Annotated in this window: 16 protein-coding genes; 5 read left to right on the forward strand and 11 right to left on the reverse strand. The window is 58.0% G+C overall.

What is annotated here, in order from left to right; all coding sequences use genetic code 11:
* The first annotated feature begins 3 nt into the window (after positions 1 to 3).
* Complete coding sequence (locus tag ACR0FB_RS04655) at positions 4 to 474, forward strand: tetratricopeptide repeat protein (protein WP_171230701.1); 471 nt, start codon at positions 4 to 6, stop codon at positions 472 to 474.
* A 30-nt stretch (positions 475 to 504) separates the two neighbouring features.
* On the opposite strand, the gene ACR0FB_RS04660 is transcribed toward ACR0FB_RS04655, so the two are convergent.
* From ACR0FB_RS04660 to ACR0FB_RS04685, 6 genes are read right to left on the reverse strand one after another with little or no spacing between them, the layout of a single operon-like run.
* Positions 505 to 1,566: a TRAP transporter substrate-binding protein gene (locus tag ACR0FB_RS04660; protein ID WP_480620241.1), complete on the reverse strand. Its 1,062-nt coding sequence runs from the start codon at positions 1,564 to 1,566 to the stop codon at positions 505 to 507.
* Positions 1,567 to 1,590: 24 nt separating this feature from the next.
* Complete coding sequence (locus ACR0FB_RS04665; protein ID WP_480620243.1) at positions 1,591 to 2,880, reverse strand: TRAP transporter large permease; 1,290 nt, start codon at positions 2,878 to 2,880, stop codon at positions 1,591 to 1,593.
* Positions 2,881 to 3,468 (reverse strand): TRAP transporter small permease, encoded by a 588-nt coding sequence (locus tag ACR0FB_RS04670; RefSeq protein WP_480620245.1) that lies wholly within the window; start codon positions 3,466 to 3,468, stop codon positions 2,881 to 2,883.
* Positions 3,469 to 3,521: 53 nt separating this feature from the next.
* Entirely contained in the window at positions 3,522 to 4,037 is a 516-nt protein-coding gene (locus ACR0FB_RS04675) for a flavin reductase family protein (protein WP_480894226.1), read from the reverse strand.
* Positions 4,037 to 4,927 carry an aldo/keto reductase gene (locus ACR0FB_RS04680; RefSeq protein WP_171638390.1) on the reverse strand — a complete coding sequence of 297 codons (891 nt, stop codon included), beginning with the start codon at positions 4,925 to 4,927 and terminating at the stop codon, positions 4,037 to 4,039. The genes ACR0FB_RS04675 and ACR0FB_RS04680 overlap by 1 nt, the downstream gene beginning before the upstream one ends.
* Entirely contained in the window at positions 4,927 to 6,081 is a 1,155-nt protein-coding gene (locus ACR0FB_RS04685; RefSeq protein WP_480488289.1) for an LLM class flavin-dependent oxidoreductase, read from the reverse strand. The genes ACR0FB_RS04680 and ACR0FB_RS04685 overlap by 1 nt, the downstream gene beginning before the upstream one ends.
* A gap of 105 nt (positions 6,082 to 6,186) precedes the next feature.
* On the opposite strand from ACR0FB_RS04685, the gene ACR0FB_RS04690 reads away from it, so the two are divergent.
* Entirely contained in the window at positions 6,187 to 6,897 is a 711-nt protein-coding gene (locus tag ACR0FB_RS04690) for a GntR family transcriptional regulator (protein ID WP_480620247.1), read from the forward strand.
* 12 nt (positions 6,898 to 6,909) lie between these two features.
* Entirely contained in the window at positions 6,910 to 8,004 is a 1,095-nt protein-coding gene (locus tag ACR0FB_RS04695) for a Gfo/Idh/MocA family protein (RefSeq protein WP_480620248.1), read from the forward strand.
* A gap of 76 nt (positions 8,005 to 8,080) precedes the next feature.
* Here the strand turns inward: ACR0FB_RS04695 and ACR0FB_RS04700 are convergent, their stop codons facing one another.
* Both ACR0FB_RS04700 and ACR0FB_RS04705 read right to left on the reverse strand, forming a co-directional pair.
* A complete protein-coding gene (locus tag ACR0FB_RS04700) occupies positions 8,081 to 8,722 on the reverse strand; it encodes an NAD(P)-dependent oxidoreductase (protein WP_480488293.1) in 642 nt (213 codons plus the stop codon).
* 12 nt (positions 8,723 to 8,734) lie between these two features.
* Positions 8,735 to 9,622, reverse strand: coding sequence for an EamA family transporter (locus ACR0FB_RS04705; RefSeq protein ID WP_480620249.1), 888 nt, complete (start codon positions 9,620 to 9,622; stop codon positions 8,735 to 8,737).
* 77 nt (positions 9,623 to 9,699) lie between these two features.
* Between ACR0FB_RS04705 and ACR0FB_RS04710 the strand changes: the two genes are divergently transcribed.
* The gene (locus ACR0FB_RS04710; protein WP_480488297.1) at positions 9,700 to 10,209 is read left to right on the forward strand and encodes a MarR family winged helix-turn-helix transcriptional regulator; all 510 of its coding nucleotides are present in this window, start codon (positions 9,700 to 9,702) and stop codon (positions 10,207 to 10,209) included.
* A gap of 182 nt (positions 10,210 to 10,391) precedes the next feature.
* Here ACR0FB_RS04710 and ACR0FB_RS04715 read toward each other — a convergent pair whose 3' ends face one another.
* The 3 genes from ACR0FB_RS04715 to ACR0FB_RS04725 all read right to left on the reverse strand — a co-directional run bounded on the left by ACR0FB_RS04715 (position 10,392) and on the right by ACR0FB_RS04725 (position 12,480).
* Positions 10,392 to 10,736 (reverse strand): TetR/AcrR family transcriptional regulator C-terminal domain-containing protein, encoded by a 345-nt coding sequence (locus ACR0FB_RS04715; protein WP_210092974.1) that lies wholly within the window; start codon positions 10,734 to 10,736, stop codon positions 10,392 to 10,394.
* A 478-nt stretch (positions 10,737 to 11,214) separates the two neighbouring features.
* A complete protein-coding gene (locus tag ACR0FB_RS04720; protein ID WP_480620252.1) occupies positions 11,215 to 11,391 on the reverse strand; it encodes a hypothetical protein in 177 nt (58 codons plus the stop codon).
* 177 nt (positions 11,392 to 11,568) lie between these two features.
* A complete protein-coding gene (locus ACR0FB_RS04725; protein WP_480620254.1) occupies positions 11,569 to 12,480 on the reverse strand; it encodes a LysR family transcriptional regulator in 912 nt (303 codons plus the stop codon).
* A gap of 225 nt (positions 12,481 to 12,705) precedes the next feature.
* Here ACR0FB_RS04725 and ACR0FB_RS04730 point away from each other — a divergent pair, with 225 nt between their 5' ends.
* Positions 12,706 to 14,373, forward strand: a complete 1,668-nt coding sequence (locus ACR0FB_RS04730; RefSeq protein WP_210092976.1) for a GMC family oxidoreductase — start codon at positions 12,706 to 12,708, stop codon at positions 14,371 to 14,373.
* Positions 14,374 to 14,621: the final 248 nt, after the last annotated feature.

Here is a 14,621-nt window from a genome sequence, read left to right on the forward strand (position 1 = left end):
CCCATGCGCCAGCTTGTTTTTGCCCTTTGCGTATTTGCGTCTCCTGCTCTGGCTGAACTGGAACAAGCGCGCGATATGATGGAAGCCGGACAGTTTGCAGCTGCGCGCGAGGAACTTCTTCCAGCCGCGCGCTCGGGCAACGCCGAGGCTGAAGAGTTGATCGGCGTGATGTACGGGCTGGGTTTGGGAGTCGAGCAGGATTACGAACGGGCCTTTGAATGGTATCTGCGCGCCTCGATGAAGGGGCATCCGGGGGCGCAATCGGGCGTTGGCTGGTACTATGAATTGGGTCTGGGCATGCCCGCGCCCGATCTGGTGCGTGCGTATATGTGGTACACGCTCAGCGCCATTGGCGGCGACCCCGACGCGGCGATCAGCCTTGAGGAAGTGGTCAAGAAAATGTCGCCGGAGCAGATCGAAAAGGCGCATGTTCTGGTCAACGACTACAAAGGGTGGATGTACCCGTTTCGGTGAGGGCCAGGCCGCAAAGCCCGGCCCAACCGTTCACTTCAGATCCGCATCACGAGCGGCGTTGACGTCCGCCTCAGCCGCCGCGACCGCCTCGGTCAGTGCAGCAAAGATCTCGTCGCCACGCGCAACGTTGGACTGGAACCAATCATAGACTGGCGTTGCGGCCTCTTTGAACGCAGCCTTCTGATCGGGTGTCAGCACATAGAGGTCTCCGCCACCGGCGACGAAATCTTCATAGGCTTGGATCGACTTGCGCTTGGGGGAGGCGAAAGTGGCCTGTTGCAGGGCATAGAACCCGTCGACCACGACGCGGCGCAGATCCTCGGGCATCTCCTGGAACTTGGCGTTGTTCATCCACCACAATGCGCCCATATAGGCGTGGCCGTCCAGCGTTACGTATTGCAGGCCCGCATCCGGGAATTTCATGCCCATGATGTCGGTGATGCCGTTCTTGGATCCTTCAACGACACCGGTCTGGAAGCTGGTGAACAGTTCCGGCCACGGGATCGGGGTGGGCGACGCACCCAGCGCCTTGACCAGTTCCTGCGGCAGGTCGGCCACGACGGTGCGGATTTTCAGACCTTCCATATCCGCAGGCTCGGCAATGCGGCGCTGTGTGTTGGCAAAGTTGCGCCAGCCGCCTGTGTTGCCGATGGTCATCAGACGGATTGCGCTGCCCGAGTCCTCAAGCGCCATGTCGCGCATTGTGCGGGTGAAATCGCCCGACAGGACATGCTCGGCAATGCGGTCATCGGCCATCAGATAAGGCAGGTCCAGAACCTGCACGTAAGGAAAGATGCCTGAGGCACCGCCCGAGGTCGAGATGTAGATGTCGATGGTGCCGTCTGCCACGCCCTGCAAGCATTCGGCCCCGTTCGAGCAGAGCTGTGTGCCGATGAACAGTTCGACCTCGATCGCGCCGTTCGAGGCAGATTCGACATAGTTCTTGAAGACGATCAGACCGTCATAATCCTCATCGTTTTCGTTCGAATTTGCGGTTGCGCGCAGCGTATAATCGGCGGCTGTCGCAGCCATGGCGGACGCCGCCACCAGCGATGTGGCCACCGCTGCGGTTTTGATGAATTCTCTGAGCATGCGTTTCCTCCCTGTGGAACTCAGTTAGTTGGCAAATCCCGTTATCCTCGGGATCGTCATGGATAGTGCGGGTATGTAGGTGATCAGGAAAATCACGATGATTTCGACCGCCAGGAACGGCAGGATCGCCTTGGCGATGGTTTCAACCCGTTCGCGCGATACGGCGGCGGCCACGAACAGCACAAGGCCCATTGGCGGGGTGGCGAGGCCGACGGTCAGGTTGACGCTCATGATGATGGCGAAATGGATCGGGTCGACGCCGAGACTGGTGAAGATCGGTCCAAGGATTGGTCCAAGGATGATGATCGCGGGGCCTGCGTCCAGGAACATGCCGACGATGAACAGCAGCAGGTTGATCAGGAACAAAAGGATCAGCGGGTTTTCTGACAGGCTGAGGATCAGCGAGGCCAGTTGTTCCGGCGCATGGCTGAGGCTGACGACCGTCTTGAACGCCATCGCAGCACCAACCAGCAGCAGAACAACGGCTGAAGTCATGCCTGCATTGCTGAGCACCTCGGGGACCTCTTTCCATGTCAATGTCCGCAGGATGAAGAACCCGATGATGAAGGCATAGCCCACGGCGACTGCCGCAGCCTCGGTCGGTGTGAAGATACCACCCAGAATACCGCCCAGAATGATGACCGGTGTCATCAATGGGAAAAAGGCCTTCAAACTGGCCTGACGCCGCTCGGGCCATGAGTATTTGCGGCTGGCGACGGGGAAGTCATAGCGGTCGGCCATCAGTTTGATCATCAGCATCAGACCGACACCGACCATCACGCCCGGCACGATCCCCGCAAGGAACAACGCGGCCACGCTTTCGCCCATCACATAGGCGTAGATGATCATGATGCCCGAGGGCGGAATGATCGGCCCGATCACGGAACTTGCCGCCGTGATCGCGGCGGCGAATTTCCGGGTATAACCCTGTTTCTCCATCGCCGGGATCAGCATCGACCCTAGCGCCGAGGTGTCCGCCACGGCGGATCCCGAGAGGCCCGCAAACAGGATCGAACTCAGCACGTTCACATGCGCCAGACCACCGCGCAGATGACCCATCAGAGCCTGCGAAAACTCGACAAGGCGGATGGTGATGCCGCCTCGGTTCATGAGCTCTCCGGCCAGCATGAAGAATGGGATCGCCATCAGAGGGAAGCTGTCCATGCCGTTATAGACATTGCGATACAGCAACGTGATGTCGTTCGTCTGGCCGTTCAGCCACAGCAGGATACCGGGCGCCGCCAGCAAAGCGAAAAAGACCGGCAGGCCGATCAGCAGGAAAATCAGGAAGGTGGGCAGGAACCAGATCAGCACTTATTCGGCCCCCACTGCCGCATCAGGAATTTCAGGCAACAGGTGGCCGCCGCCCAGCAAGGTGATGAAGGATCGCAGGATCAGCTCGATATTCACCGAGATCAGCAGGATGATCCCCACCAGCAGCGATGCCATCACCCAACTGCGCGGAATGCGATACCATTCATCGAACCCGAAAGAGGTAGGCAAATACAGCGCGGCAGTGGCGAATTTTCCGCCAAAGCCGGTAACCTCGGACCAGCCGATATTGACCGCGACCAGCAGGACGGCGAACGAGAGCAAAAGCAGGAACAGATTCAGCGTTTGACCGATGATACGGGGAAGGAAGCGTTCCAGCATGTCTATGGCCACAAAGCCGCCACGCCGAAAGGCGGTGGGCGCCATTAGACCGGTCATCCACAACATGCAGAACCGCGCGGCCTCATCCGGCCACGGCAGCGCATTGCCCAGAACGTATCGGAAAAACACCTGGATCAAGATTGCGATCACCATGAGCGCAATCGCAACAACACCAAACGCCCGGCCCAGACGCAGCACGGTTTCGTTCACGAATGCAATCGGTGCAAGCACCGATGCCAGTCCGCCCATGCGGATCCTCCCTTGGTCAGCCGTGGGTGTCCCCCACGGTCATCAAATCGCGCTTAGACTTTCGCGAATTGGCCGAGTTTCCCGGCATAAAATGTCAGCGCGTCTCCATCCGACATGCTGGCCTTGAGAACCTTTCCAACCACAATAACGTGATCGCCTGCATCGTGATACGCGTGCTGTTCGCATTCGAACCGCGCAAGGCAATCCGCCAACACCGGCGTCCCATTCTCACAGCGCTCGTGGCTGATGTCCCGCAGTGCAAATGCGTCTTTCGAGCAGCCGAAGCACAGCTCGGCCTGGTCCGACGACAGCACATGCACGCTGAAATGGCGGGCCTTGTGGAAATAGGGGAAGCGACGCGAGTTGCGGTCTCCGGCCCACATGATCAGCGGTGGGTCAAGCGACAAGGACGAAAAGCTGTTGGCGGTGATGCAGACCGGACCGTCCGCGCTGTTGCAGGTCACGATGGTGACACCGGTTGCAAAGCGGCCGAAGGCGTCGCGCAGAGTACGTGTGTCGTCCTTATGTGGAATGAAGGTGCGAGTCATGTCCTTTGAGATTGCGTTCATCATGGTACCTCGTGCCCCAGTGCCGCCTCGTACAGGCGGAACCAGCTTTCGCGATCCAGTTTGACTTTCAATGCGTCCGAGGCGCGTTTGATCCGGTCCAGATTGTTGGTGCCCAGAACCGGCAGGATGTTGGCCGGGTGGGCCAGCAGGAACGCCACAGCGACGGCGGCGCGATCTACGCCGAACCCGGCTGCGATTTCATCGGCAACGACCCCAACCGGCGGGTTTCCGGCCATCAACAAGCCTCCACCCAGCGGCGACCATGCCATCAACGGATGGCCATGCTGTTGGTGAAAGGCCAAATCACCGTTGGTGAATGGGCTGATCTGACCCAGAGAAATTTCGATCTGGTTGGTGACCAACGGCGTATTCATCGCCGATTGCAGCAACGACCAATCCCAAGGGCGGAAGTTGGACACACCAACCGCGCCGACCTTGCCACTGGCAACCACCTCATCCAGCGCTGCACCGGTTTCATGGTGATCCATCATTGGATCCGGGCGGTGGATTAACAGCAGATCGATGTGGTCAATCGCCATTTCCGACAGCGACGTGTCGACCGATTTCAGAATGTGGGCGCGCGAGGTGTCGTAGTATTTTACCTTCGCATCCGCGTAACGGCCAACCGGCGCGACGATGTCGCATTTGGTGACGATCTCCATCTTCTGACGCAGGTTTGGATTGGCGCGCAGGGCGGCACCCAGCACGGCCTCGGCCTGGTAGCCGCCATAGATGTCGGCCTGATCGAAGGTGGTGATACCCTGATCCAGACAGGTCTGAATCTTGGCCTCGACATGGCCCGCGGACGTGTCACTGTCATCGCCCAACCGCCACATGCCATAGACAAGGCGGCTCATCTCCAGCGAGTCAGATAGTTTCACACGTTGCATCAGCGGCGTTCTCCGTTGCCCAGCGGTGTGGCCGGGGTCGTTTTGGGAACCCTTCCGTAAGCTTCGGGAAGAGAACAGGTTTTCAAATTCGGCAACACGCGAGCGCCGAAATGGCGGGCTTCGTCCAGATGCGGGTAGCCCGAGAAGATGAAGGCGCGGATGCCCATCTTCTGGTATTCCTCGACCTTCGACATAACCTGATCCGTCGATCCGACCAGAGCGGCACCGCAACCAGACCGTGCCCGGCCAACACCGGTCCAGAGACCGGGTTCGACATAGCCGTATTCATCCGCCAGATCGCGGTTTCTGGCCTGATGCGCCACCCCCAGCGAGGTCGAATCCAGCGCCCGTTCGCGGATAGCGCGACCATATTCGTCGTCCAGCTTCGAGACGATGTAATCCGCGTATTCCTGTGCTTCAGCCTCGGTATCGCGAACGATCATATGGACACGCAACCCGTAATCCAGCGTGCGGTCGCAGTTTTCAGCGACGGCGTGAACGGCCTTCATCCGTTCAGCCAGTTGATCCTTGGTTTCAGGCCACATCAGGTAGACGTCACAATGCTCGCCGCACAGGTCCAGGGCAGAGGGAGAATAGCCGCCGAAATAAAGCAGCGGGCCGCCGGTCTGATATGGCTTGGCCGGGTCGGTGGTCAGGCCCGAGAAGTTGTAGACCTCGCCTGCATGATTGATCTCATCCTGCGTCCAGGCCTGTTTCAGAATCTCCACCACTTCGCGCGAGCGCTGATAGCGGAACGCGCTGTCGGCCTTCTCACCGGGAAAGTCGGATGAGATGATGTTGACCGTCAAACGCCCCTTCAGCATGTGGTCCAGCGTTGCGATGGTGCGGGCCAGCATGATCGGTTGCATCTCGCCACAGCGTACGGCGGCCAGCAGGTTGATCCGGTCGGTGATCGGAGCGCAGCCGGCGACAAAGCTCAGCGTGTCTTGACCGACCTGATAGGAGGACGGGCAGAGGATGTTGCGAAAACCCTGCGCTTCGGCCTCTTTCACAATGTTCGAGCAATGCTCCCAACTCGACCGCAGGTCACCGTCGGGAACGCCAAGGAACTGGTAATCATCGGAACACAGGGCAGCGAACCACGAAACTTCGGCCGCATCCAGATCGGGGGATGTGATGGGGACGATGCTCATTTGATTCACGCTCCGTACATCTTTGACTTTCCTCTTGCGTAGCAATCGCTTTGATGTAGATCAATAGTGTATCAATTTTTCCTGCGACCGAGTGAAGCGTCTGCCGTGCCTGCATCCAACCGAAACCCCAATGCCCTGCCGGTATTTATTCAGATCGCGGAACTTCTGATCCGTGACATCGCGGCTGGTCGCCTTATTGACGGTGAACGATTGCCGCCCGAGCGCGAGATGGCCGCAGAGCTGAATGTCTCGGTTGGAACGCTGCGAAAATCGCTCTCAGAGCTAGAAAAAAAGGGGATGTTGGAGCGAATCCAAGGCTCGGGGAACTACATACGCGAGACCGGTACGCAAAACAGCGTCTATGCAATGTTCAGGCTGGAACTGCCCGAAGGGGGTGGCCTGCCTCGTGCGGATATCCTGTCGGTTGACCATCTGAAAAAGCCGGTTGATCTGCCAAAATTCGGTGCTTCTGACGCCGGTTCGCGTGTCCGGAGGATGCGCTACCTGAATGATACAATCATCGCTGTCGAAGAAATCTGGCTGGACGAATCAGCGGGCCTAATCGACCAGAGCCTGCTGTCCGACTCGCTCTATCGCTATTATCAGCGCCAGTTGGGCTTTTGGATCGCAAGAGCCGAAGACAGGGTTTCGGTCCGGCCTCTACCGGACTGGACGCCTTCTGACTTCACCAAGCCAGCCGGCCAAGCAGTCGGTTACATCGAGCGGTTCAGCTGGTCGGAAAGCGCCGAACCCGTCGAATTCTCAAAAACCTGGTTCGACCCGGATCGGGCCAACTACGTTCAACGTCTGAAGTAGAAGGAAACGCACATGACCCGGACCATCAATTACGGGCTGATTGGATGCGGAATGATGGGGCAAGAGCACCTGCACAATATCGGATTGCTGGAAGGTACCAGAGTGGCTGCGATCTTTGAACCCGATCAGGAGATGGCAAAAGCCGCCAAGGCAATTGCGCCGACTGCAACTATGGCAGGTTCCGTGCAAGAGTTTTTGGCAGTAGAGGAACTGGACTGCGTCGTCATTGTCAGCCCGAACCATCTTCATGTGGACCAGATCTGCGAAATCGCTGAAACACGTCCTCTGCCGCTTCTGGTAGAAAAACCATTGTTCACCGACCCGCAGGACGCGCCCCGGCTCGAGCAGTTGCAGCGCGACTACCCCTGCCCGATTTGGGTTGCGATGGAATACCGGTATATGCCCCCTATCGCTGCTTTGATCGACAAGGCCGAGGCGACAGGTGGGGTGAAAATGCTGTCGATCCGCGAGCATCGTTTTCCCTTCCTCAACAAGGTCGGCAACTGGAACCGGTTCAACCGAAATACTGGTGGTACTTTCGTCGAGAAATGCTGCCACTTCTTCGACTTGATGCGTCTGATATTGCGATCCGATCCGGTGCGCATCACGGCAAGCGGCGGGCAGGCGGTGAACCATCTGGACGAAAGTTACGACGGTCAAACCCCGGATATTCTGGATCACGGCTATGTTCTGGTCGACTTCGCTTCGGGCGCGCGCGCGATGTTGGAACTTTGCATGTTTGCCGAAGGCGCACGCTACCAAGAAGAAATATCGGCCGTCGGACCGGACGCCAAGATCGAGGCGTTTGTTCCCGGACCCGGACGATTCTGGCCCGACCATTTGGGTGCCCCGCCGCTGCCGCAGGTGATCCTGAGCCCGCGCAACCCCAAAGGTCCGGTATCAATGGACGTTCCGGTCGACCCCACCCTTTTGGCGGCAGGGGATCACAATGGGTCGACCTATTATCAGCACAAAGGGTTCCTGGCCGTGCTTCGTGGCGAAACAGCAAAACCGGATGTAAGTTTGAAGGACGGCCTCTGGGCTGTCAGGATGGGGCAAGCGGCACAACAGGCAATTGAAACCGGTGAAACGGTTTATCTGGTCTGACCTGCCCCCGCTAGTCCCTGCCCGGCCTGCTGGTCGGCTGGCCGGTCTGCCTTTCCCTGGCGCTCTTGAACAAGTGCTAGTAACCGACCGTGAACGCAGCACACTGGAAATTGGCTGATTGTGCCTCGTCTACCAGCGCAACGGCAAAGTCTTCCATCGATATCTCCGAATTGCCCAGTTCATCGACCAGCAGCGTGTCGGTGCCGGTTCTGAACGCGCCCAGGCGTGGGCCGGGCTGCAAAAGGGCTGGAGGGCTGGCATAAGTCCAATTTGCCGATGTTTCAGAGGCGCAGAGCTCCCATTGCGCCATCGATGCGCGGGCTGTTGGAACGATGTTGTCAGGCAAGAAATCCGGATCTGACAGAACCGTATGCGGACTGCCGTTTGGCAGATGCAGGCGCGCGGCGCCGCCAACGATGATCACCCGAAGACCCGTGCGTGAAGCAGCATTTAGGATCGAACGTGTCAGAGCCACGATCTCGCCTTCGCGCCCGGGAGGAGAGCGCAACGCGCTGATCGCAAGGTCCTGAGACTCCATGGCTTTGACGAGGGTTGCGGGATCTGTCGCATCCGCGATGACCGGTCTGACACCCTCGGGCAGCTTGGCAATCGCTGCCTCGTTTCGAATAGCTGCGGTTACGAGATGCCCGCGAGCAAGCGCTTCCGTTACGACGCGAGATCCGACATCGCCGGTGGCACCAAATACTATGAGTTTCATCGGAGTTCTCCTTTACAATGGGTGGCGGATGGAGTTTTTCAAAAGCTCAGATGGGCGGGTACGCGCCGCTCTTTGACCAAGCCAGATTGCTGCAAAGACAAGCGCGGCGCCGGCGATTTGCATCTGTGTCAGCGCCTGACCCAGCAATGCCCAACCGATCAGAACGGCGGAGAGCGGGCTGAGAAAACCAAGCGCCGAGACGGCCCCTGGCTCTATCCGTGAGATACCGCGAAACCACAGGATATAGGTGAGCGCAGCCCCGATGAGCGCTAGGTAGAGGATGCCTGAGAGGTTCCGTGCATCCAGTGTTGGAAGCGGCGGCTCGATGAAGACGGCCAGAAGCACCAGCAACAGACCGCCGGCGGTCAGTTGCCAGGCGGTGAAGGTAAGCAGCGGCACCGGAGGTTGCCATTTCCGAGTCAAGACCGTGCCTGCCGCCATCGAGGCCGCCCCGCAAACTCCGGCAATCAAACCGATGGGATCAAGCCTTATACCTGACCCGAGGACAAGCAGCCCGACACCAAAGATGCCGATCAAGGCAGCCATCACGGCCGACGCTCTGATCGCTGTCCCAAGCAGCAGCGCGGCCAGGAACACGACGATCAGAGGCTGTATCGCACCGACTGTCGCCGCGACCCCTCCAGGCAGCCTATAGGCTGCGATAAACAGCAAGGTCCAGAAAAGCGTGAAGTTGAGCGCGCCGAGAACGAAAATGCGCAGCCACCAAATTCCTTTCGGCAAGCGCGGTGCCATTACCAGCAGCAGAAGGCCGGCAGGCAGAGCGCGCAGGGCGGCCATCGTCACCGGATACCCTGAAGGAAGGAATTCCGTCGTCACAAAGTAGGTGCTGCCCCAAACCAGCGGCGCAATGGCTGTTAGTGCAATGTCGAGATGTCTCATCGCGGACCTCCATTATCTTGATGTCAAGATATATCCATTTATCTTGACGTCAAGAGATAACTCCGCAATATAGTTTCATGGACCACGTAGACCGCATCATTGCCCAATGGAACAAGGCCCGGCCCGACCTTGATGTCGGACCGATGGAAATCATCGGTCGGCTGTCACGATTGACTTCCAAGCTTCGGGGCGAAATGGAAAGAACCTGGAAGGCTCATGGGTTGAACGCCGCCAGCTTTGATGTCCTGGCGACCCTGCGCAGATCCGGAAAACCCGATGGCTTATCCCCTGGAGCATTGCTGGATCTGACCATGGTGACCTCGGGAACAATGACCAATCGCATCGATCAACTCGTCAAACACGGCCTCGTCGAGAGGGTGCCAAACCCTGAAGACAAACGCGGGTTTCTGATCCGTTTGACAGAAGCCGGATTTGCGACGATCGAGAAAGCCGTCGTCGATCATGTCGACACACAGCATCACCTTTTGCGCGGACTAACCTCGGCAGAAGCCAAAGACTTGAACAGGCTTCTGAAAACGCTGGATGAAAGGATGAACTCCGAAAGCGCGGCGAATTCAAGCGATTAATCGTCGTTCAAGATGCAACGCATGACCACGACCTTTTGGTTCTATGACGCATCGATATGGGCGGCCCAGACCGGTCATCGCTTCTGCGGCGCCCGCCAGACCGGACTTTGGCCGCAGGTGCAAAGTCCTGAACCTTTCGAAGGTGCATTTCGCGGTACGAAGCGGGCGTTCGCGATCACGCGTCAAACGTCTGCTTTGTAGTGCGCCAGGAACATCGCGACGCAATCGTCCAAAACATCTTTGGGCGTCGGGTTTTTACCGAGGAAGAACTCTGGCCAGAAAAAGAAGTTCTTTACCAGCGCCAATAGCTGGTTGGTTGCAAAAACCGGATCAGCCTTTCGGATAACGCCCACATCCACGGCTTCGCTGAACAGCCTGGTAATTGGGTAATCAAGTGTCGCGGTTTCAGTGAAGAATTGCCGGGGCCGGTCAAGGTCACGGATCAATTCTGAGATGACCATCCGATTCAGTCCGATGGCCGTCTCTTCCGTAATCACCCCAATGCAGCGCCGCAAGGCTTCCTTCAATTGCTCGACGAAGTCACGATCCGGGTCAAAGGGCCGAAGGCGGTTCCGACCTATACCAACATGCTCATCGGCGGTCGGGGCATGCAGTCTCTGTTTTCCATCGGAGAAGTCTAAGCCGACAAGATCGCGCAGCCATCCCTGACCATCTACAGCAGTACGGCCTTCACCGCCCCTAGCTCAACGCAATTTGTCGGAAAGCTAACGAATAAGCACGAGGAACTGGCATTTGATCAGTTCTCGCACGTGGACTTCTACTACAAACCCGAGGCGGTAAAAGCATCGTCGGATGCGGTGGTTGAGTTCTTTGGCAGATAAACTGACAAGGCAGAGTCAGTCCGCGACCTCTGCCATTTTGGTTGGTCAATTACAGGATCGCTTGACCGTTCCCGTATGAGCTTTGCCGTCATCTTATGTGCGGGTTGCAGAACTCGGCCTTCGTTTCGGGGTGCTCGCCAAAGAGGTTACAGCCGATGAAGCGTCACGTATCGCCGCCCTCGACCCAGTGTCGTTTCTTGTCGTCGCCCGGGATCAGATCATAGGTTGTCTGAACGTCTTTCCCAATGTTTTTGGCGTGGAACGCGACAAGAAACGAAGGCGGCACGGTTGCACCATGCATGGTCTTCGCAGCAGCCGGGCCGATATCGTCACCACCCATTGTTTGAAACCCACCCCACTATGCAATAAGTTGTCCTTTGCTCACTTGCTGTCTGTGCAGAACATGGCACTTGGGGCCGACCAGGTTTATAGCGCCGCCCGCCGTACCACGCGCAGAACGCGCCGGATGGCAATTTGCAACACGCCTCAGAAGTATTTTGCAACCTCCCAGACGCGATCACCAGGACCGGAGCAACAGGTCAAATGTCTCGGCTATCATCGGGTTGTCTTTGCGACGTTCCAATGCCGCGAAACTCAGACACGCAGGAACAGACACGGAATTGCAGACGGCAAGCCCGAAGGATTGCTTTTGATGCAGCGCGATGGACTCGCGGCAGAGGCTCAGGCCAATGCCGGACCTGACCATTTCAAGCATCGAAGCTTCTTGATCCACCAGCGCAACCACGTTCGGGCGGCAGGCGTGACGTTCGAAAACTTTGGCCAGAAGGCGATGGTGAACAGAGGCTTCGGGCGTGCCGATCCAAGGAAGGGCTGCAAGCGAAGACCAGTCGGACTCTTCCACCTGCTTCTGCCAGCCAGCCGGTCCGATCACGCGATACGTGAATTCGGCCAACTTGATGGCATGCACCGGATCGTCTCCGTCCGACCCGATGCTGGATAGGTCATCGGGCCCACACAAGTAAAACCCGGCATCAACCCGACCCCGCTTGAGCCATGTCAAAATATCTCCGCTGACCCCGTGCTTCAGTTCGGTTTGAACATCAGGATGCTCTGCGCGCAAATTCGCCAACAGACGCCCCAACCGGATGAACTCCGGATCGACGATCGTACCGATCGTCAGTTTTCCACTCAAGCGCCCAACGCGCAGGCGGGCGCTGCGTTGGAAATCACTGACTGCATCGAGGACGTGTTGAGCCTTCGCTAATACCGCAGTGCCGTCATGAGTGATCTGCAACCCGGTAGCGGTTCGGTTGAACAAGGTAAGCCCCGTATCTTCGGAAAGACGCTTGATTTGATGGCTGATGGCCGGCTGTGTCAGGTTCAGCACCTCGGCTGCGCGTGAAACACTGCCTTCCCGGGCCACCGTCACGAAGGCCAGGATGGTGTTAATGCTCGAAAACCGGTCCATATAAAATTTACTAATATGGTATTGTGCAAATTGTCATTAGCTTTTTGCCTGCCGCTCCCGCAGAGATCGGTAAAACCAGCGTTCCGGGAGGGGGCGTGAACCACATCGTTGGCTTGTGGCGGAGAAAACGTGCCGCATAATCGTGCAGCCTGCAAGAGAACAGCATACCTTGTTCCCTCTGGCGCACAACTGGCAACGAAAAGACAGAACAGGTGGAAGACAAAGATGTCTGATGGCGCAAACAGGTACGACTATATTGTGATTGGCGGCGGTTCGGCCGGGTGCCTGATGGCCAACAGGCTGAGCACCGATCCAGGGAACCGGGTTTTGCTGCTTGAGGCGGGCAAGCCCGATACCTATCCTTGGATACACATTCCGGTTGGCTATCTCTATTGCATCGGCAACCCGCGCGCAGACTGGATGTACAAAACCGAACCCGCTAAGGGGCTGAACGGGCGCAGCCTGCTTTACCCGCGCGGGAAAGCGCTGGGCGGGTGTTCCTCAATCAACGGGATGATCTATATGCGGGGCCAGGCCCGTGACTATGACAACTGGGCCAAGCTCACCGGTGAAGAGGCATGGAACTGGGAAAACGCGCTGGCCGACTTCAAGGCTCATGAGAACCACTACCGGTTGGATGACGGCGCCGATCCGCGCACCGGCGACAACAGCCGGTTTTCCGATCTGCACGGGCATGGCGGCGAATGGCGGGTGGAAAAACAGCGACTGCGCTGGGATGTTCTGGACAGTTTTGCCGAAGCCGCGGTCGAATACGGCATCCCCAAGACCGATGATTTCAACACCGGCGACAATGCCGGGGTTGGCTATTTCGACGTCAACCAGCGTTCTGGCTGGCGTTGGAATACCTCCAAGGCATTTCTGCGTCCCGCCAAGTCGCGCCCGAACCTGACGATCTGGACCGAGGCGCAGGTTGAGAAACTGACTTTCGAAACAGGCGAGACCGGTCGGTTGCATTGTTCCGGGGCAGTTGTCTGCCACAAAGGACAGCCCGTTGCGGTCGAGGTCTCAAAGGAGGTGGTTTTGTCTGCGGGCGCCGTGAACTCGCCGCAAATCCTGCAACTGTCGGGGATCGGCCCGGCGGCGCTTCTGAAAAAGCACGGAATTGATGTCGTTATGGATGCGCCCTGTGTGGGCGAGAACCTACAGGATCACCTGCAAATTCGCGCGGTCTACAAGGTCAAGGGCACCAAGACGCTGAACACCCTGGCCAATTCGCTGATAGGCAAGGCCAAGATCGGACTGGAATATGTGCTGAAGCGCTCTGGCCCGATGAGCATGTCGCCCAGCCAGTTGGGGGCTTTCACCCGGTCTGATCCGGCAAGACCACACGCCAACCTCGAATACCACGTCCAGCCGCTGAGCCTTGAGGCGTTTGGCGAAGACCTGCATGATTTCCCTGCCATCACCGTCAGCGTCTGCAATCTGAATCCGACCAGCCGCGGGCATGTCCGCATCGCGTCTTCGGATTTCCGTCAGCCGCCCCAGATTACTCCCAATTATCTCGACACAGACGAAGATCGCAGGGTTGCCGCTCAAAGTTTGCGGCAGGTACGCGAAATCATGTCTCAGCCCGCGATGGAAGCATACGAGCCGGAAGAGTTCAAGCCGGGCATTCAGTATCAAACCGACGAGGAACTGGCCCGTTTGGCAGGCGACATCGCCAGCACGATCTTTCACCCGGTTGGTACGATCAAGATGGGCCGAGAGGATGATGAAACCGCCGTTCTCGATTCGCATTTGCGCATGAAGGGGGTGATTGGGCTGCGCGTCGTTGATGCCTCGATCATGCCAGAGATCACCAGTGGAAACACCAATTCGCCCACGATCATGATTGCAGAAAAGGCCGCAGGCTGGATGCTGGCCGGTCAATAAATCCTGTAGGCATCCGGGTGCAACAACTTCCCAGAGGAACCACGCGCAAGCCGTTCTCCGATCTTCCGGTGACCGGCGTGAGAGTCGCCAACTTTGGCCGGTATATCACCGGTCCTGCTGTCGCAATGTTGCTGGGCGATCCGGGCGCGGCATCAACGATGTTCCGATCGCTCCGCAGCGACGCGACATCCACTTCCCGATGTCTTTGTCCAATCAACCGGCATTTGGCGCGGCACGCATGACCCTGC

The organism is Ruegeria sp. P10 (assembly GCF_056534925.1).

Bases quoted from the DNA above. Each gene is read 5' to 3' on its own strand.
- ACR0FB_RS04720 (WP_480620252.1), bottom strand. From the start codon at position 11,391: ATGGGTGGTGACGATATCGGCCCGGCTGCTGCGAAGACCATGCATGGT.
- ACR0FB_RS04705 (WP_480620249.1), bottom strand. From the start codon at position 9,622: ATGAGACATCTCGACATTGCACTAACAGCCATTGCGCCGCTGGTTTGG.
- ACR0FB_RS04700 (WP_480488293.1), bottom strand. From the start codon at position 8,722: ATGAAACTCATAGTATTTGGTGCCACCGGCGATGTCGGATCTCGCGTC.
- ACR0FB_RS04710 (WP_480488297.1), top strand. From the start codon at position 9,700: ATGGACCACGTAGACCGCATCATTGCCCAATGGAACAAGGCCCGGCCC.
- ACR0FB_RS04695 (WP_480620248.1), top strand. From the start codon at position 6,910: ATGACCCGGACCATCAATTACGGGCTGATTGGATGCGGAATGATGGGG.
- ACR0FB_RS04655 (WP_171230701.1), top strand. From the start codon at position 4: ATGCGCCAGCTTGTTTTTGCCCTTTGCGTATTTGCGTCTCCTGCTCTG.
- ACR0FB_RS04730 (WP_210092976.1), top strand. From the start codon at position 12,706: ATGTCTGATGGCGCAAACAGGTACGACTATATTGTGATTGGCGGCGGT.
- ACR0FB_RS04675 (WP_480894226.1), bottom strand. From the start codon at position 4,037: ATGAACGCAATCTCAAAGGACATGACTCGCACCTTCATTCCACATAAG.
- ACR0FB_RS04660 (WP_480620241.1), bottom strand. From the start codon at position 1,566: ATGCTCAGAGAATTCATCAAAACCGCAGCGGTGGCCACATCGCTGGTG.
- ACR0FB_RS04680 (WP_171638390.1), bottom strand. From the start codon at position 4,927: ATGCAACGTGTGAAACTATCTGACTCGCTGGAGATGAGCCGCCTTGTC.
- ACR0FB_RS04685 (WP_480488289.1), bottom strand. From the start codon at position 6,081: ATGAGCATCGTCCCCATCACATCCCCCGATCTGGATGCGGCCGAAGTT.
- ACR0FB_RS04670 (WP_480620245.1), bottom strand. From the start codon at position 3,468: ATGGGCGGACTGGCATCGGTGCTTGCACCGATTGCATTCGTGAACGAA.
- ACR0FB_RS04725 (WP_480620254.1), bottom strand. From the start codon at position 12,480: ATGGACCGGTTTTCGAGCATTAACACCATCCTGGCCTTCGTGACGGTG.